A 17,743-nucleotide genomic window follows, 5' to 3' on the forward strand; every position below is an offset into this window, starting at 1 on the left:
CTATCCAGGCGCGCCGCGGTCTGCGCGAGGTCGATGCAAAGTCGTGCCGTGTGCAGCGGTGCGACGGTCCTGGCTGGGTGGGAGAGCCTCGGGTGTGCTGACATGGGGGCGTGACGAAACCTGCCGTCCCCACCGACCTCGAGCGCGTCGCCATCGACGTCGCCGAACTCGCCGCCGACCATGTCCGCCGCCGACGGCCCGAACTGTTCGGGGTCCGGCCCGGCCACGACCCGCACGCGGTCGGCAGCGGCGACGACGGACTGGCGGCGGTGAGCGTGAAATCGACGCCGACGGACCCGGTGACGCTCGCCGACACCGAGACCGAGCAACTCATCCGCTCGGCGTTGAGGCAACGCCGACCCGACGACGAGGTCCTCGGCGAAGAGGCGGGTGGATCGGTCACCGTGCCGTCCGGTGTCCGCTGGGTTGTCGACCCGATCGACGGCACGGTCAACTTCATGTACGGCATTCCTGCCTATGCGGTGTCGGTGGCCGCCCAGGTGGACGGCCGGTCGGTGGCCGGTGCGGTGGTCGACGTGGCGCGGGCGGTCACCTACTCGGCGGCGCTCGGCCATGGTGCACACATCGACAGCGGCAGCGGACGAACGCCGTTGTCGGCCAATCCGATCGGTCGTGTCGATCTGGCACTGGTGGCCACCGGGTTCTCCTACGATGCCCGTCGTCGCGCTGTGCAGGGCGAGATCATCGCGCAGATGCTGCCACGGGTCCGAGACATCCGCCGGGTGGGTGCGGCGGCGCTCGATCTGTGCATGGTGGCCAGCGGTGCGGTCGACGCGCATTTCGAACACGGGCTCAGCCCGTGGGACTGGGCTGCCGGCGCACTGATCGCGGCCGAGGCCGGCGCGGCGGTGTTCACACCGCCGCCGGAGTCACGGTCGGACGACGGGCACGTGACGGTGGCCATCGCGCCGCGGATCGCCGATGAGTTCGTGGCCCTGCTCGACGAACTCGGCGCCCGCGCAGCGATGCCGACCGACTGAGGTCGCCTGACTGAAGGCGACCGAATGACGCCGACGTACTGCAGATGACCGGGTGACGCTGATCGAGCGATGCCGTGCGAGTTGTGCGCACTGACTCATGTTGACCGGATGCGGCCGACCGACTGATGCCGAGTGCCTGATGTCGATCCACTGCGGCTGATCGACATCAGGCCGACGTACCGCAGTTGACCGAGTCAGGCCGCCTGACCGAAGGCGACCGAATGACGCCGACCGGCAGAAGCCGTCAGCAGGACGCGGAGTGGATCGCGTTCACCAGAGAGGGGTCGGCTCCGGTCTGCGGATTCTTCGGGTCGGCCGAGCGCAACGCGCCGAGAGCGGCCTGCTGGTCCTGTGTTTGTTCACGGCCCTCGTAGTACTCACCGAGGGCGACGTCCACCGCGGTGCCCTGTCGACCGTCGTCGACGAGTTCGGCGCACGGGATCGCCAGCCACAGCGCGGCGGCCCCGGCCTTGCCCGCCGGGCCGAACCGGATCTGGGCCACACACGCGAGGTCGTGGTTGGCGTACACGGTGTCGTCGGCGAACGGGGTGTCGGGGACCGGGTTGAAGCCCTGCGAGGCCAGATCGTCGGACACCGACTGGGCGGCACCGCGCTCGGATGACGCGTTGAGTACGCGGACCTGGAACGTCGACAGGGCGGCCGGGGTCACGTCGCGCATCTCGTCGGTGTCGGCCACGGTGAGTTTCGGTGTCCCGGTCCCGGTCGCGGTCGTGGGGCCGGGACCGGCGGCCTCGGCCGCGGTCGGGGAGGCCGATGGGGGACTCGGCTGGTTGCAGGCGGTGGGAACGGGGTCCGAGCCCCCGTCGACCAGGGCGACCGCCCACGTGATCAGTGCGAGCAGGAACAAGACCACCACCGCGATGACCGCGGGTCGCTGCCGGCGACGACGGAACGGACGCCCTTTCGAGTCGACCGGCGAACCCGCTGTTATCTGCGACACCACCGTGAACTGGCTCCTTCTCCGACGCTCGGACTGCCGCCCACTGTAGAGGGTGGCCGCTCTCACCACGCGCAGGCAGGCCCGGTCGGGTGGGCTTCGACACGCCCGGGAATGATCGGCGTGAGTAGGTCGTTGACCGCGGCAAGTCCGTGGACTAGGCTGCGGACGCCCCGCCCTCACAGACTGTGCAGGGTTTGTCGAGAGGATGTGGTGAAGATCACACCAATCGTCGGGGTTCTGGGCAACGAATTGCACCGGTCACGACGTTGTAGTGACGCCACCGGCAAGACAATCCCGGCGGGGTCCCGCGCACCCTACGTCGGTCCGGCCACAAGCCGGTACCGCGAGAGCGCCCCTCACACTCTCCACTAGGTAAGGCACACAATGGCTACTGATTACGACGCGCCGCGACGCACCGAGACCGAGGACATGAACGAGGACTCCCTCGAGGAGTTGAAAGCACGCCGCAGCGAAGCTCAGTCCTCGGCGGTCGACGTCGACGAAACCGACACCGCAGAATCGTTCGAACTCCCGGGAGCCGACCTCTCCGGCGAGGAGCTGTCGGTGCGGGTCATTCCCAAGCAGGCGGACGAGTTCACCTGCACCAGCTGCTTTCTCGTCTACCACCGCAGTCGACTCGCCCGCGAGAACGGCAATTCGATGATCTGCGTGGACTGCGCCTGAATCCAGGCCGTCCGCACGACATCACGGCGGGTCCGTCGCTTCCGGACCCGCCGTTGCGCTACTTACTCGGCGACGCCCGCCTGCGCTGCCGCATCCGGCAGATCGAGCGCGGCGAGCACCGCCGCCGGATTCCTGGTGGACACCAGCCAATACGGCGTCGGATCATCCGGATCGTCGAGCACCAGCAGCACCATCGTCTTCACCCACGCCCGATGCGACATGAACGCGGCCGGATCGAGCTGCCTGCCCAGTGCGGCGCTCTTCGCCGTCGCCGGAACCGTCGCGCCCCGGGCGATCACCGACCGCGGCAACCGTGCTCGGCCCGCGTGGAGCTCACCGTCGGCAGTGACCCGGACGGTCACTCGACCCAGCGACCACAGCAACCACGCGCACAGCAGGCCGATCACCACATAGCCGACGACGCTCCACACCGCGCCGTGCGCGGAGAGCTGGATTTCGTATCCCATGACGCCGGTCACGACTGCGGCCGCCAGCCACCACCACCACGGCACATACAGCCGCTCGTGATAGCGGTCGGCACCCGAGTCGTGTTCTCGCGTCGGGGGACCGGCCGGATTGTCGGGTGATGCTTGGGGAGTCACGAAACCAGCGTAGTCTGCCCTCGTGACGCCGAACTCTGCCGCCGTGGGATCCGTCGCGGTCCGCCGACTCGATCCGGGGATCGACCTGCCCCGGCGTGCGCATCCCGGTGATGCCGGGGTGGACCTGTGCTCGACGATCGATCTCGAACTGCCGCCCGGCCGCCGCCAACTCGTCGGCACCGGAATCGCTGTGGCGCTGCCGATCGGCACCGTGGGATTGATCCATCCGCGCTCGGGGCTGGCCGCGCGTGCGGGGCTGTCCATCGTGAACACGCCGGGCACCATCGACGCCGGCTATCGCGGCGAGATCAAGGTCTGCCTGATCAACCTGGACCCCGACGAGCCGATCACGATCGCGCGCGGTGACCGGATCGCACAGCTCGTGGTGCAACGGGTCGAGCTGCCCGAGTTCGTGGAGGTCGACGAGCTCGACGACACCAGTCGCGGGGCCGGCGGATACGGCTCCAGCGGTGGGCACGCCATCCTCGGCCACGCCGAGATCGACTAGGAGTACGGACATGGCACGTGAGGAACAGGGCGGCGGACTGCAAATTGGTTCCGCGCAGGGCCCCTACGACATCGAAGCCCTCGACACCTCGGTGGACGATCTGGGGAACTCCCATCTCGACCTGGGCTCGGTGCTCGTACCGGTCGTCGAGGGTGGGCAGGTCACCGTCGAGATGACGCCCGATCACCAGCCCGAGGCTGTCTATCTGGTCACACCGCACGGCCGTATCGGCGTCAGCGCCTTCGCCGCTCCGAAGTCGCCCGGGCTGTGGCGCGAGGTGGTCACCGAGTTGTCCGCGTCGTTGCGCGACGAGGGCGCCAAGGTCTCCATCGAGGACGAACACTGGGGTCGGGAGATCGTCGCGACGGTACCGGGCGCGACCCATCGGTTCATCGGTGTCGACGGCCCCCGATGGATGGTCCGGTGCATCGCCAGCGGACCCGAGGAATCGGCTGTCGAACTCGGTCGTCTCGCGCGCGCCGTGCTCGCCGAATCGGTGGTGCGGCGCGGCGATGATCCGATGCCCCCGCGTGACGCGTTGCCCATCGTCTTGCCGCCGGTGCTGGCCGAACAGGTGGCCGCAGCGCAGGAGCAGATGGCCGCCGAGCAGGACGGCGAGCAGGCCGGTCCCGCCGAACAGGGCGAGGCGCCGGACCCCGACAACGCGGCTGGCAGCGCTGGTTTCCCGCAACAGCCCTTGTCCGACAACGGGATCGGTGAAGGTGTCGATGTGGAGGACGCTGGTGAGGAGCCGTTGCCACGCTCATCGGGTTCGGCGATGCAGCGATTCCGACGTAACCGGCAGCGGTGACGAGGCCGGTCAGCCAAGTCCCGACCAGCCTCGGGCACAACCGAATCCGAGTGTCGACGGGTCGGTACCCCATTCGTCGAGGGTGACCTCGGTCAACGCGGAGCGCGGGGCCACCCGTGCCCACTCCATGCCGACCTCGTGCGGATGGACCGGATCATCGATCGCTGCCGTCACCGCCAACGGCGCACGTAGCGTTGCGATCTCGTCGACGGTGGGAGAGTGGAAGGCCGCCGCGCGGTCGAGCTGATCGACCAGTCCCGGGTGTAGCGCACGCCATGACCGGTCCAGTTCGGCGGCGAGCCAGCGCGGGCTGCTCGCCGCCATGGTCGCGATCGTCGCGTCCAGACCGTCGGTCGTCAGTGCCCTTGCGGTCGCCGACGCACTCCACGCCGCCGGCGCGTGTGCCGGGTCTCCCGACCACGCGGGCAGCGCCGCCCAGACGCCCGCGCACGGATTGTGCAGAGCCCACTCGAGTGCGATCGCAGCCCCGATCGATACACCCCCGACGATAAGCGGTCCGGCGGTCTCCGCCAGCGCGTCGAGCTGCCGTCGATGGCCCTCGACCAGGTCTGTCGTCGGCTCGATGGCGACCAGTGTCAGGCCCATCTCACGTGCCGCCGGACCGAAGGCCCGCCGCACATAATCCGCGTCCGAACCGGTGCCGGGAATGGCCACCAGTGTCGTCGGGACCCTCGGGTCGTGCCTTCGGATCTCGGGCATGTAATGATCATGCCCGACGTTTGAACAGCTGACGGGATCGGGACTACGCTGGCGTCTGTACGCAGGGCCGACCGACCCCGCCCGACTTAGAGATGAGTCACCCAGGGAGGGTGTGATGCCTACCACCGGTTATCTCAAACGGTTGACCCGCAAGTTGACCGAGGATCTCGGCGATGTCGACGCCGAGCAGATCGCCGAACAATCCCGTGCGACGGGCGCCCAGCGGGCCGCGGAATGTTGCCGTGGCGACGAGGTCAACATGCACGGAGAGCTGCGGGCCGTGGAGACGTGTTCGCGTGCCGCCAAGGTCGGGGTCAAAGCCGAGTTCTTCGACGGTTCCGACACCGTCCTGCTCAAGTGGCTCGGCCGCAATCGCATCCCCGGCATCGAGCCGGGGCGCAAACTGACCGTGCGCGGCAGGCTCGCCGAGCACGACGGTCTCAAGGTGATCTACAACCCGTCGTATGAGCTCTATGGCGACGACGACGAATGATCGAACCGTCCACGAGTGATCGGGCCGACGGGGACGCCGACGACGACGCGGGTGCGCCGTCGATCCTCGAACAGATGGGTGGCGTCTCGGGCCTGATCTATTCGACGGTCCCGATCGTGGCCTTCGTGCCCGTCAACGCGATCTGGGGGCTGCGGGCCGCGATCATCGCGGCGTTGGCGGTGGCCGTGGCCATCTTCTGTGTCCGGCTCATCCGCCGGGAACCGCTGAATCCGGCCATCTCCGGTCTGATCGGGGTCGCGATCTGTGTGTTCATCGCACACCGCGTGGGTGATGCCAAGGGCTACTTCCTGTTCGGCATCTGGACCACGCTGGCGTACGCGATCGTGTTCGTCGTCTCGATCGTGGTCCGCTGGCCGTTGATCGGCGTCGCCTGGAATCTCATCAGCGGCGACGGGATGGCCTGGCGCAAGCACCGTCGCACGCTCTACGCGTACGACATCGCCACTGCGTTCTGGGCGTTGGTGTTCTTCGCGCGCTATCTGACCCAGTCCGAACTGTATGACGACGGGCACACCGGCTGGCTTGCCGTCGCGCGTATCGGTATGGGCTGGCCGCTCACCGCGGTGGCCGTCCTGGCCACCGTGTATCTCGTGCGTCGCGCCGGGCGCAGCGAGGACGAGCTCGAGGCGCGAGCCCAGACCGACGACGAGCCCTCAGCTCAGCTGTAGGGCGTCGTGTAGCGCCGCTTCGGCTTCGGCGGGGGCGATGAAGATCAACTCGTCGCCGCCCTCGAGCGGATCGTCACTCTGCGGCACGATCACCCGGCCGCCGCGCAGGATGGTCACCAGTGCCGCGTCACGGGGTAGCGCCAGCTTGCGGACCGGTTTGCCCGCGAACGGTGTGTTCGCCGGCAGCGTCAGTTCCACGAGGTTCGCCTGCCCCTGACGGAACGTCATGAGACGCACCAGATCACCCACCGACACCGCCTCCTCGACGAGCGAGGCCAGGATGCGCGGTGTGGACACCGCCACGTCGACACCCCAGTCCTCGCCGAAGAGCCATTCGTTGCGGGGGTCGTTGACCCGCGCGACGACGCGGTTGACGGCGAACTCGGTCTTGGCGAGCAGGCTCACCACCAGATTGGCCTTGTCGTCGCCGGTGGCCGCGACCATGACGTCGTAGGTCTGCAGGGCGGCCTGCTCGAGGTTGCTCAGTTCGCAGGCATCGGCGAGCACCCAGCTCGCCTGCGGGACCGCGTCGGGATCGATGTGGCCGCTGTTGCGCTCGAAGAGCGTCACCTCGTGTGCGTTCGCCAACAGTTCACGCGCGATCGAACGTCCGACCGCGCCGGCGCCGGCAATGGCGACCTTCATGTGTGTCCTCTCCGGTGTCAGTCGGACGTCGTGTATGCGCTACGGGCGGTGCTGCGTGCCTGCGCCAGATTGTCGGTCAGCACGGCCGCGAAGACGATGTCGTCTTGCTGGATAACGGTTTTCACCTCGGGCAGGATCGGGCGGCCCAGCCGGTTGAGGAAGGCGATCCGGGCACCGGTGTGTTCCTGGAACTTGCCGACAGTGATGCCGATCCAGGACTCGTCGACCTCGAGTTGGGCGATCGCGAGCGAACCCGACGGATCTCGCCATTCGGTGGTGGTCGACGTCTCACCCAACGCGGAGACGAAACGTTCGGTGGTCCACGGCACGGTGGCCACGGTCGGGATGCCCAGACGTTCGTAGACCTCGGCGCGTTTCGCGTCGTAGATGCGCGCCACGACGCGCTCCACTCCGAAGGTCTCCCGTGCGACGCGGGCAGAGATGATGTTCGAGTTGTCCCCGGAGGAGACGGCGGCGAACGCGTCGGCGCGTTCGACCCCGGCGCGCACGAGCACGTCCCGATCGAAGCCGACACCGACGACCGTGGTGCCGTCGAAATCAGGTCCGAGCCGGGTGAATGCGTTGCGATCGCGGTCGATGACGGCGACGTCATGACCGCGCTTGCGCATCGCCATCGCCAACGACGATCCCACGCGACCGCATCCCATGATGACTACCTGCACGTTCGCCCTTCCGCTGACTTGCGAAACCGTATCGGGTCCGATCGATCGCATCGAACGTACCCGCCCTGTGATGGCCTTTGTCTACTACACGCTTTAGTGTTGCGTGGTGTCCACCGTGTCCAAGGTGTCCGTCGCAACAAAACGGTTGCTGCTCGGGCGTCCCTTTCGCAGTGACAGGCTGGGTCACACCCTCCTGCCCAAACGCATAGCCCTACCCGTCTTCGCATCCGACGCGATGTCCTCGGTGGCCTATGCGCCACAGGAGATCTTCCTCGTGTTGTCGGTGGCCGGACTGTCGGCCATGACCATGGCGCCGTGGGTCGCGGTGGCGGTCGCGGTCGTCATGATCGTGGTGGTCGCCAGCTATCGCCAGAACGTGCACGCCTATCCCTCCGGCGGCGGCGACTACGAGGTCGCGACGGTCAACCTGGGACCGAATGCCGGTCTGACGGTGGGCAGTGCGCTGCTCGTCGACTACATCCTGACCGTCGCGGTGTCGATCTCGTCGGCAGCGGAGAACATCGGATCGGCGATCCCGTTCGTCGAACACCACAAGGTGTTGTTCTGCGTCGCCGCGATCCTGCTGTTGGCGGCGGTGAACCTGCGCGGGATCAAGGAATCCGGCGCGGTCCTGGCGATCCCGACCTATGCGTTCATCATCGGTGTGATCGCCATGTTGGCCTGGGGATTCGTGGAGATCTTCGTGTTGGGTGACGACGTGCGTGCCGAGACCGCCGACTTCGACATCCGCGCGGAGAACGACCACCTGGTCGGTATCGCATTCGTGTTCCTGATCGCGCGCGCCTTCTCGTCGGGGTGTGCGGCGCTGACCGGTGTCGAGGCGATCAGCAACGGTGTGCCCGCCTTCCGCAAACCCAAGTCGCGGAACGCCGCGACCACGCTGCTGATGCTCGGCACCTTCTCGATCGTGCTGCTGCTGGGGATCGTGTTGCTCGCCGAGAAGATCGGTGCCAAGTACGTGGTGGATCCGGCCGCCGATCTCATCGGCGCGCCCGATGGCTACCAACAGAAGGCGATGATCGCCCAGCTCGCGCACGCGGTCTTCGATTCGTTCCCGATCGGCTTCTACTTCGTCGCCGTGGCCACCGCGCTGATCCTGATGTTGGCGGCCAACACCGCGTTCAACGGTTTCCCGGTCCTCGGATCTGTTCTGGCGCAAGATCGCTACCTGCCGCGGCAGCTGCACACGCGCGGTGACCGGTTGGCGTTCAGCAACGGCATCCTGTTCCTGGCGCTGGCGGCGATCATCTTCGTGGTCGCCTTCGACGCGCAGGTGACCAAACTGATCCAGCTCTACATCGTCGGCGTGTTCGTGTCGTTCACCCTCAGTCAGACCGGGATGGTCCGACATTGGACGCGCCATCTGCGTACCGAGACCGACCCGCGCGCGCGGCGCCGCATGATGCAGTCGCGGGTGATCAATTCGATCGGCCTGGTGATGACCGCCACCGTGCTCGTCGTGGTGTTGATCACGAAATTCAGTGCAGGCGCGTGGATCGCGATCCTGGCCATGGTCGCCATCTTCGTGTTGATGAAAGCGATCCACCACCACTACGCGACGGTGCAGCGTGAACTCGAACGTGAAGACGTCGACCTCGTGCTGCCCAGCCGCACCCATTCGGTCGTGCTGGTGTCGACGTTGCACCTGGCGACCAAGCGCGCGTTGCAGTACGCCCGCGCGACACGCCCGGACGTCCTCGAGGCGATCACCGTCAACGTCGACGACCGCGACACCCGCAAACTCGTCTCCCAGTGGGAGGATTCCGACATCACTGTGCCGCTCAAGGTGATCGCGTCTCCGTACCGCGAGATCACCCGGCCGGTCATCGACTACGTGCGGCGAGTGCGGCGCGAATCGCCGCGCGACGTGATCACCGTGTTCATCCCCGAGTACGTGGTCGGGCACTGGTGGGAACAGATCCTGCACAACCAGTCCGCGCTGCGGCTCAAGACCCGTCTGCTGTTCGAGCCGGGAGTCATGGTGACGTCGGTGCCGTGGCAGCTGACCTCGTCGGATCGCCTCAAGAACCGAGACCTGATGTACGCGGCACCCGGCGATACCCGACGGGCCCTCGGCGGGGAGCCCGAGCAGCGGTGACCGATGTGCTGGTGGTCCGGCCCGAGCGTCCCGCCAACGGGGGCGAGGCGGTGGGACGTGTGGACGGGCGCGTCGTCTTCGTGCGCGGTGCGATCCCGGGCGAACTGGTCCGTGTCCGTGTCACCGGCGATCGCCACTCGGGGTTCTTGCGGGCCGACGTCGTGGAGATCCTGGAACCCTCACCGCACCGAGTCGAGTCGATCTGTGACGCGGCCGGGCACGGTGCCGGGTGCTGTGATCTTGCTTTCATCGAGCCGGCATACGCACGAGAACTCAAGGGCCGCATCGTCGTCGACGCGTTGAGTCGGATCGGGCGGTTCAGCGCCGACGACATCACCGCCGCCGGTGTGGACGCGGACACGGTGGTCGACCCGCTCGGCGGCGAGGCGACCGGATGGCGGGTCCGTACGCGGCTGGGCGTCGACGCGCACGGGCGTGCCGGGATGCGCGCGTTCCACGACGCGCGGATCGTGGTCGGTCACGAATGCGCTGCACCGGTGCCCGGGATGCTCGACGGTCTCGACGCGGGATCATTCACGCCCGGTGCCGACCTCGCGGTGGTCGCCGACATGGACGGCCACCGGCACATCACCGAGCTCGCGCCACCCGCGGTCTCGCGGCCCCGGCACGGGCGTGACCGGCGGGGACGGGCACAGTCGGCCCGTCGCCATCGCGACGCCCCGCGCCCCGAACGTGTCGTCGAGGGCGGGGAAACCGCCGCGCACCGGGTCGGTGAGCGGGTATGGGACATCCCGGTGACGGGATTCTGGCAGGCCCATCGCGCGGCGCCGGAGGTCTACGCGAACACCGTTGTCGATCTGCTGACGCGTGCGGATCCGCCTGGCGCAGACCGAGGCCTGGTGGCGTGGGACCTCTACGGCGGCGCCGGGGTGTTCGCCGCCGGGGTGCTCGACCACCGAACGGGCGGGTCGGTGCGTTCGGTGCACGTCGTCGAATCCGATGCGGGCGCGGTGGCGGCCGCCGAGCAGACCCTCGGCGACGACGATCGGGTGCACACCCATCGCGCCGAGGTGAGTGCCGCCGTCGCCGATCTCCCCACCCCGGACGTGGTGATCCTCGATCCGCCGCGCACAGGTGCGGGCGCGAGTGTGGTCGGTGCGATCGCGGACGCGGATCCGGCGGTGATCGTGCACGTCGGATGTGACGTCGGTCGGTTCGCGCGGGATCTGGCATTGTTCACCGAGCACGGATACCAGGTGCGCGAGATCCGCGCGTTCGACGCCTTCCCGGCGACCCACCATGTGGAGGCGATCGCCTGCCTCGTCCCGGTGAATCGACAGGCTCCACCACAGGGCCGGTGACCGCGCCGGGCACAGGCACGCCGACGCGGTCCGTAGACTGTTCGGCACAGACATGCGGTCAGTATTTTCGGGCCCGTCGCTCCGTCCGCCGACAGCCCGGCGTGCAACGTGAGCCGGACCTCGGACGTGATGGAGGATTCGATGGGGCTGCTCGACACGATCGGTTCACCGGCTGATCTGCGGACGTTGTCGGCGACCGAGATGGTCGCGTTGGCCGGCGAGATCCGCGAGTTCCTCATCGAGAAGGTCGCGGCGACCGGAGGACACCTCGGTCCGAACCTGGGCGTGGTGGAGCTGACGCTGGCGCTGCATCGGGTGTTCGACTCGCCGACCGATCCGATCATCTTCGACACCGGCCACCAGAGTTACGTGCACAAGATCGTCACCGGTCGCCGCGACGGCTTCGACCGCCTTCGGCAGAAGGACGGACTCACCGGCTATCAGGAGCGCGCCGAGAGCGAGCACGACTGGGTGGAGTCCTCGCACGCATCCGCGGCCCTCTCCTACGCCGACGGACTGTCCAAGGCGTTCGAGCTCGCCGGACGTGAGGATCGGACCGTGGTCGCCGTGGTGGGAGACGGCGCCTTGACCGGCGGCATGTGTTGGGAGGCACTCAACAACATCGCGGTGGGTGAGCGGCCGGTGGTCATCGTCGTCAACGACAACGGGCGGTCGTACGCGCCGACGATCGGCGGTGTCGCCAGCCACCTGTCCGGATTGCGTCTGCAGCCCGGCTACGAGCGTTTCCTCGACGAGAGCCGCCGAGTGGTCAAGCAGGTTCCCGTCGTCGGCCCGCCGACCTACGCGGTGCTGCACGGTATGAAGAGCGGGCTGAAGGATCTGCTCGCACCGCAGGCGATGTTCACCGATCTCGGTCTGAAGTACGTCGGCCCGGTGGACGGACACGACATCGGCGCACTGGAGTCGGCGTTGAGCCATGCCCGCACGTACGGCGGCCCGGTCATCGTGCACACCGTGACCCGCAAGGGTATGGGCTACGCGCCTGCCGAAAACCACGAGGCCGACCAGATGCACTCGACGGGGGTCATCGACCCGCGCACCGGTCGGGCCACCAGCGTCTCCCCGCAGGACTGGACGTCGGTGTTCTCCGCGGCACTGGTGGAGGCGGGTGGTCGGCGCAACGACGTCGTCGCGATCACGGCCGCGATGCCCGGCCCGACCGGTCTGTCGGCCTTCGCAGACCACTTCCCGGAGCGCATGTTCGACGTCGGGATCGCCGAACAGCACGCGATGACCTCGGCGGCCGGTCTGGCGTTGGGCGGCATGCACCCGGTGGTGGCCATCTACTCGACGTTCCTCAACCGTGCCTTCGACCAACTCCTGATGGACGTCGCACTGCTGCGCCTGCCGGTCACCCTGGTCCTGGACCGTTCGGGTATCACCGGCCCCGACGGCCCGAGCCATCACGGCATGTGGGATCTGTCGCTGATGGCGCTGGTGCCCGGTCTGCGGGTCGCTGCACCGCGCGATGCGGTGCGTTTGCGGGAGGAGTTCGACGAAGCGCTCGCCGTCGACGACGGGCCGACGGCCCTGCGCTTCTCGAAAGGTGCCGTACCCGAGGACATCCGGGCGATCGAACGTCTCGACGACGGCGTGGACGTGCTGGCCCGGGCGAAACCCGGTATCGGTGAGGCGGCCGGTGACGTGCTGATCGTCGCGGTCGGCGCCTTCTGTGGGCTCGCCGTGGACACCGCCGGGCGGCTCGAGCAGCAGGGCATCGAGACGACCGTCGTCGACCCGCGCTGGGTGCTGCCGGTACCGGCATCGGTGGCCGGGTTGGCCGCTCGGCATCGTCTGGTCGTGACCCTGGAGGACAGCGGGGTGCGCGGCGGTGTCGGTTCGGCGGTCGGTGACGCGCTCTCCGAGGCAGAGGTGATGGTCCCGGTGCAGCACCGAGGAATCCCGCAGCAGTTCGTCGAGCACGCGTCGAGGGGGGAGATCCTCGCCGAATTCGGTCTGACCGCACAGGATCTCGCGCGGAGCATCACCGCGACGGTCGCCGGGATGGAATCGGCGCCGGGCATCGACGACACCTCGGACCTGTCGTCGGACACCTGATCGGAGATCAGCCGAGCGCGTCGAGTGCCGTCGCGATCGGCGCGGCCACCAGGGCGCGTTGCCACGGGCGGGCCCCGTCGGCGATCAACCGGCGATCGACGGCTTCCGCGGTGACGGGAGGATCGATGCCGTCCCAGCACAACTGACGGACCAGATCCGGTGCGAGCAGGTTCTCCACGGGGAGCTCGTTGGCCTCGGCGATCTCGCGGATCACCGGTCGCACCGCGGCCGCCCGCGCGGCGGCCTCGGGATTGCGTTGATCCCATCGGTTGATCGGTGGCAGGCCCACCGTCGGTGCCTTGCGGGCCGGTAGCTGATCGTCGGGCAGCTCGCGGGCACGATCGAGTGCCGCGAGCCAGAGACGAGCCTGACGGCGTTGTCGGGGACCGCCGAACACCGGCAGCCGGGTGAGTTCGTCCTGGGTCGTCGGATTGGCCGTCGCCGCGGTGACGATCGCCGAATCGGGGAGGACCCGGCCCGGCGCGACATCGCGTCGGCGAGCGAGGTCCTCACGCGCCGTCCACAATTCGCGGATCGCGGCCAGGGTGCGGACATCCTTGACGGTGTGGATGTTGGACGTCTTGCGCCAGCGGTCGGGACGCGGCGCCGGCGTGGGCCGCGTCAGGATGTTGCGGAACTCCTCCCGAGCCCATTCGGCCTTGCCGGACTCGACCAGTGCCGCGTCCATCGCGTCACGCAGTTCGACGAGCACCTCGACGTCGAGGGCCGCATAGTTGAGCCACTCGTCGGGCAGTGGTCGACGAGACCAGTCCGCGGCGCCGTGCCCCTTGACCAGACCGAGGCCCAGGAACTCGGCCACCATGGCGGCCAGATTGACCTTGTGGCATCCCAACAGCCGCCCGGCCAACTCGGTGTCGTAGAGCTCGCGCACCACGAAGCCCAGCTCGACCAGGCACGGCAGATCCTGATCTGCGGCGTGCAACACCCAGGAGGGGCCGTCGAGCGCCTCCACGACGGGGGCGAGCGCCTGCGGTTCGGGGATCGGGTCGAGCAGGAATGTGCCCGCGCCGGCCCGACGGAGCTGGATCAGATAGGCGCGTTGCGAGTAGCGGTACCCCGAGGCGCGTTCGGTGTCGACCGCGATCGGTCCGTCACCGGCCGCGAGTTGTTCGGCCGCCTCGGCGAACTCGCGGGCGGTGCTCAACACCGGCGGCACGCCACCGGCCGGGTGCAGCAGCGGTGTGGTGGTGGGTTCGGGCCGATCCTCGGGGGCGTCGGTCATGGTGGTCGGCGCTCGACTCAGGCCGGACCGAGCTCGGTGACGCCGACCGGCGGCAGCCCGGACGCCGACGACAACACATCGCAGAAGGCTTCGAGATGTCCGCCGAGCTCGGTGCCACCGGCGGTCCAGGAGGCGCGCAGTTCCAGCTGGTGGGCGCGTGGGGGACCGGCGATGTCGCCGTAGCGAACCGATGTCGTGGATGTCACGGTGCCGCCCAGGGCGGTGACGCTGATCGGTCCGGAAGGGCCGGCCGCGGTCTCACCCGCCGGCACCCCCAGGGCGTCCGACAGCCAACTCCAGGCGACCTCGGGCAGCAGCGGATCCATGGCGAGCGCCGCTTCCACCTCGGCCTGGATGAAGGCGACCATCCGCATGGTGCCGTTCCAGGCCTCCTGCCCGGCAGGGTCGTAGAGCACGATCAGTCGGCCGAAGGAACTGCCGGTCGAGTCCACCGGGATCTCATCGGGATCGTCGCCGCCGGCCCGGACCTCGGCCCCGACCGCGTAGCTGTACGGCGCGAGCCGCTGTGGTGGACGGATCGGACCGACCTCGATCTCCGGCCGGATCCGCGCGGCGTGCAGGGACGCGACCGCGGCGCGGAAGTCAGCAGGCTCCGTCGGAGCTCCAGAAGAGGTCACGCCTCGACGGTAGGTCTGGCCACCCCACCGTGGTCGGAGGCGCGCCGACACGTGGCAGAGTAGCTATCGATGTCCGAGTCAATCCGATCCCGCGCCCGTCGTGCCGACCTTCCTCTGGTCGCGGCGGCCACCGGCGGGACCCCCAGTCGTCGTCCGGTGTGGTTCATGCGTCAGGCGGGCCGGTCGTTGCCGGAATACCGCGCCATCCGCGCAGACCACGGCATGCTCGAGTCGTGTTTCGACCCGGAGCTGGTCTGCGAGATCACCATGCAGCCGGTGCGCAGGCACGACGTGGACGCGGCCATCCTCTTCTCCGACATCGTGGTGCCGTTGAAGGCGGCTGGTGTCGACCTCGACATCGTCGCGGGGACCGGTCCGGTCATCGCCGAGCCGGTGCGTTCGGCGGCCGATGTCGCGGCACTGCCCAGATTGGAACCGGAATCGGTCGGTGCGATCGGTCGCGCCGTGGAGTTGCTGCTCGACGAGTTGGGCGACGGCCAGGCATTGATCGGTTTCGCCGGCGCCCCGTTCACTCTGGCGTCGTATCTGATCGAAGGTGGGCCCAGCCGGAACTACGAGCGCACCAAGGCACTGATGCACGGCGACCCGGATACGTGGAACGCCTTGATGGGCAGGCTCGCCGACATCACCATCGCGTTCCTGCGGGTGCAGCTCGACGCCGGAGTCGACGCGGTGCAGCTCTTCGACTCGTGGGCGGGCATGCTGTCCGATGCCGACTACCGCACGTACGTGGCGCCCCACAGTCGGCGCGTTCTCGCCGAGGTCGCCGCCTACGAGGTGCCACGCATCCACTTCGGTGTCGGCACCGGCGAACTGCTCGAGGTGATGGGGGAGGTCGGCGCGGATGTCGTCGGCGTCGACTGGCGTGTGCCGCTCGACTCCGCGGTGCGCCGGATCGGCCCCGGAAAAGCCGTGCAGGGCAATCTCGATCCGACGTTGCTGTTCGCCGGCCCGACCGTCGTCGAACGCGAGGTACGGCGCGTGATCGCCGACGGCGAGCGCGCGATCCGGGCGGGCGCCACCGGCCACATCTTCAACCTCGGCCACGGCGTCATGCCGGGCACCGACCCCGACGTCCTGACCCGCGTCGTCGAACTCGTCCACTCGATCTGATGTCCGCGTCGCGTCGTGTCGCCGTCGTCGGCGGAGGGATCTCCGGACTGACCGCGGCTTTGCGGCTGCGGCAGGCACTGGGGCCGGACGCGACGATCGACGTGTTCGAGGCCGCCGGGCGCACCGGCGGCCACCTACGCACGGTCGACGTTGGTGGCCGGGCCGTCGACGTCGGTGCCGAGGCCTTCATCGTGCGGCGACCGGAGGCACGCGACCTCGTCGCGGAGCTCGGACTGTCGGATCGGATCACGTCGCCGACGTCGCGTCGGCCCGCGGTGTGGTCGCGCGACACGCTGCACGATCTCCCCACGCCCGCGCTGATGGGCATCCCGGCGGATGCGCGCGCCGTCGCCGGTCTCGCCGACCCCGACGACGTCGCCCGCATCGCCGCCGAACCCGAACGCGAGTGGCACTGGGATGCCGAGGGCGACCCGAGTGTGGGGGAGTTGGTCGCGGAGCGGTTCGGCGCATCGGTGGTGGCGCGCTGCGTCGATCCGATGCTCGGCGGCGTCTATGCGAGCCTCGCCGGCGACATCGGATTGCGTGAGGCGGTGCCCGCGTTGGCCGCGCGACTGGACGCGGGGGCGTCTGGCCTGACCGCCGCTGTGTCCGAGGTACTCGCCGCACCGTCCGGTTCGGGGCCGGTGTTCGGTGCCCTGACGGGCGGGTACGCGGTGCTGCTGGCGGCGTTGGCCGACGCCGCCGGGGTACGTCCCGAATTCTGTTCGTACGTACGGGGACTCGAATCCCGCACCGACGGTTGGACGGTGGATCTCGGCGATCGCAGCCCCGACTACGACGGTGTGGTGCTCGCGATCCCGGCCTGGTCGGCGGGTCAGATCCTGCGGCGCACCCACCCCGACTTCGCGGCCCCGCTGCGACAGGTCGAGCACGCGTCGTCGGTGGTGGTGTCGATCGCGCTGGCACCCGGCACTGCGCTGCCCGACCATTCCGGTGTCCTCGTCGCGACGGGAGACAGCCTGCGCGCCAAGGCGTTCACCTTCAGTTCGCAGAAGTGGCCGCATCTGGGCGGCGACGACGGGCCGCTCTCGGTGCGCGCGTCGTTCGGACGGTTCGGTGCTGCGATTCCCGATGATTGTGTCGAACCCGGTGTCGACGACCGCATCCGCACCGAGGCGCTCGAGGATCTGGACAGGGTGTGCCAGGCAGCGGGGGTGCCGGCACCGTCGGGTGAGGTCACCGATGTCTTCGTCCAGCGGTGGACGCGCGGACTGCCGGTCTACCAGCCCGGACATCTCGCGCGGATGGCGCGTCTCCAACGGTCTCGTCCGGCGCGTCTGGTGCTGGCCGGGTCCGCTTACGCGGGCGTCGGTGTGCCCGCGTGCATCGGCCAGGCCGGACATGCGGTCGCGCAGCTGGTCGCAGACCTGACCTGACTGGTCTGGGCCCG

18 protein-coding genes are annotated in these 17,743 nt (G+C 68.7%); 11 read left to right on the top strand and 7 right to left on the bottom strand.

Annotation, left to right across the window (positions count from 1 at the left end; all coding sequences use genetic code 11):
* The first annotated feature begins 110 nt into the window (after positions 1-110).
* Complete coding sequence (locus AAFP35_RS09855; RefSeq protein WP_419221387.1) at positions 111-1,001, top strand: inositol monophosphatase family protein; 891 nt, start codon at positions 111-113, stop codon at positions 999-1,001.
* 244 nt (positions 1,002-1,245) lie between these two features.
* On the opposite strand, the gene cei is transcribed toward AAFP35_RS09855, so the two are convergent.
* Complete coding sequence (cei, locus tag AAFP35_RS09860; protein ID WP_419221388.1) at positions 1,246-1,965, bottom strand: envelope integrity protein Cei; 720 nt, start codon at positions 1,963-1,965, stop codon at positions 1,246-1,248.
* A 381-nt stretch (positions 1,966-2,346) separates the two neighbouring features.
* Here cei and AAFP35_RS09865 point away from each other — a divergent pair, with 381 nt between their 5' ends.
* Positions 2,347-2,646: a DUF4193 domain-containing protein gene (locus AAFP35_RS09865; protein WP_419221389.1), complete on the top strand. Its 300-nt coding sequence runs from the start codon at positions 2,347-2,349 to the stop codon at positions 2,644-2,646.
* Between the two features lie 62 nt (positions 2,647-2,708).
* Here the strand turns inward: AAFP35_RS09865 and AAFP35_RS09870 are convergent, their stop codons facing one another.
* A complete protein-coding gene (locus AAFP35_RS09870; RefSeq protein WP_419221390.1) occupies positions 2,709-3,248 on the bottom strand; it encodes a DUF3093 domain-containing protein in 540 nt (179 codons plus the stop codon).
* Between the two features lie 22 nt (positions 3,249-3,270).
* Between AAFP35_RS09870 and dut the strand changes: the two genes are divergently transcribed.
* Positions 3,271-3,756 carry a dUTP diphosphatase gene (dut, locus tag AAFP35_RS09875; protein ID WP_419221391.1) on the top strand — a complete coding sequence of 162 codons (486 nt, stop codon included), beginning with the start codon at positions 3,271-3,273 and terminating at the stop codon, positions 3,754-3,756.
* Positions 3,757-3,766: 10 nt separating this feature from the next.
* Positions 3,767-4,567, top strand: a complete 801-nt coding sequence (locus AAFP35_RS09880) for a DUF3710 domain-containing protein (protein ID WP_419221392.1) — start codon at positions 3,767-3,769, stop codon at positions 4,565-4,567.
* A gap of 9 nt (positions 4,568-4,576) precedes the next feature.
* Here the strand turns inward: AAFP35_RS09880 and AAFP35_RS09885 are convergent, their stop codons facing one another.
* Entirely contained in the window at positions 4,577-5,287 is a 711-nt protein-coding gene (locus AAFP35_RS09885) for an alpha/beta hydrolase (RefSeq protein ID WP_419221393.1), read from the bottom strand.
* Between the two features lie 115 nt (positions 5,288-5,402).
* Here AAFP35_RS09885 and AAFP35_RS09890 point away from each other — a divergent pair, with 115 nt between their 5' ends.
* Together AAFP35_RS09890 and AAFP35_RS09895 are read left to right on the top strand one after the other, a co-directional pair.
* Positions 5,403-5,780, top strand: a complete 378-nt coding sequence (locus tag AAFP35_RS09890; RefSeq protein WP_419221394.1) for an OB-fold nucleic acid binding domain-containing protein — start codon at positions 5,403-5,405, stop codon at positions 5,778-5,780.
* The gene (locus tag AAFP35_RS09895; RefSeq protein ID WP_419221395.1) at positions 5,777-6,469 is read left to right on the top strand and encodes a DUF3159 domain-containing protein; all 693 of its coding nucleotides are present in this window, start codon (positions 5,777-5,779) and stop codon (positions 6,467-6,469) included. Before AAFP35_RS09890 ends, AAFP35_RS09895 begins: the two co-directional genes overlap by 4 nt.
* Here the strand turns inward: AAFP35_RS09895 and AAFP35_RS09900 are convergent.
* Both AAFP35_RS09900 and AAFP35_RS09905 read right to left on the bottom strand, forming a co-directional pair.
* Complete coding sequence (locus AAFP35_RS09900; protein WP_419221396.1) at positions 6,455-7,114, bottom strand: potassium channel family protein; 660 nt, start codon at positions 7,112-7,114, stop codon at positions 6,455-6,457. The genes AAFP35_RS09895 and AAFP35_RS09900 overlap by 15 nt on opposite strands.
* 17 nt (positions 7,115-7,131) lie before the next feature.
* Positions 7,132-7,797, bottom strand: coding sequence for a potassium channel family protein (locus AAFP35_RS09905; protein ID WP_419221397.1), 666 nt, complete (start codon positions 7,795-7,797; stop codon positions 7,132-7,134).
* 106 nt (positions 7,798-7,903) lie between these two features.
* On the opposite strand from AAFP35_RS09905, the gene AAFP35_RS09910 reads away from it, so the two are divergent.
* The 3 genes from AAFP35_RS09910 (at position 7,904) to dxs (ending at position 13,317) form a co-directional block, all read left to right on the top strand.
* A complete protein-coding gene (locus AAFP35_RS09910; protein WP_419221398.1) occupies positions 7,904-9,916 on the top strand; it encodes an APC family permease in 2,013 nt (670 codons plus the stop codon).
* On the top strand, positions 9,913-11,238 hold the full coding sequence (locus AAFP35_RS09915) for a class I SAM-dependent RNA methyltransferase (protein ID WP_419221399.1): 1,326 nt from the start codon (positions 9,913-9,915) through the stop codon (positions 11,236-11,238). The genes AAFP35_RS09910 and AAFP35_RS09915 overlap by 4 nt, the downstream gene beginning before the upstream one ends.
* 141 nt (positions 11,239-11,379) lie before the next feature.
* Positions 11,380-13,317 carry a 1-deoxy-D-xylulose-5-phosphate synthase gene (gene dxs, locus AAFP35_RS09920; protein WP_419221566.1) on the top strand — a complete coding sequence of 646 codons (1,938 nt, stop codon included), beginning with the start codon at positions 11,380-11,382 and terminating at the stop codon, positions 13,315-13,317.
* A gap of 7 nt (positions 13,318-13,324) precedes the next feature.
* On the opposite strand, the gene AAFP35_RS09925 is transcribed toward dxs, so the two are convergent.
* Together AAFP35_RS09925 and AAFP35_RS09930 are read right to left on the bottom strand one after the other, a co-directional pair.
* A complete protein-coding gene (locus AAFP35_RS09925; RefSeq protein WP_419221400.1) occupies positions 13,325-14,560 on the bottom strand; it encodes an HRDC domain-containing protein in 1,236 nt (411 codons plus the stop codon).
* Positions 14,561-14,577: 17 nt separating this feature from the next.
* Complete coding sequence (locus AAFP35_RS09930; RefSeq protein ID WP_419221401.1) at positions 14,578-15,198, bottom strand: DUF3000 domain-containing protein; 621 nt, start codon at positions 15,196-15,198, stop codon at positions 14,578-14,580.
* A gap of 69 nt (positions 15,199-15,267) precedes the next feature.
* Here AAFP35_RS09930 and hemE point away from each other — a divergent pair, with 69 nt between their 5' ends.
* Complete coding sequence (gene hemE, locus AAFP35_RS09935; protein WP_419221402.1) at positions 15,268-16,332, top strand: uroporphyrinogen decarboxylase; 1,065 nt, start codon at positions 15,268-15,270, stop codon at positions 16,330-16,332.
* Positions 16,332-17,729: a protoporphyrinogen oxidase gene (gene hemG / locus AAFP35_RS09940; protein WP_419221403.1), complete on the top strand. Its 1,398-nt coding sequence runs from the start codon at positions 16,332-16,334 to the stop codon at positions 17,727-17,729. Before hemE ends, hemG begins: the two co-directional genes overlap by 1 nt.
* Positions 17,730-17,743: the final 14 nt, after the last annotated feature.

Source organism: Gordonia sp. CPCC 206044, from assembly GCF_048537895.1.
GTDB lineage: Bacteria > Actinomycetota > Actinomycetes > Mycobacteriales > Mycobacteriaceae > Gordonia.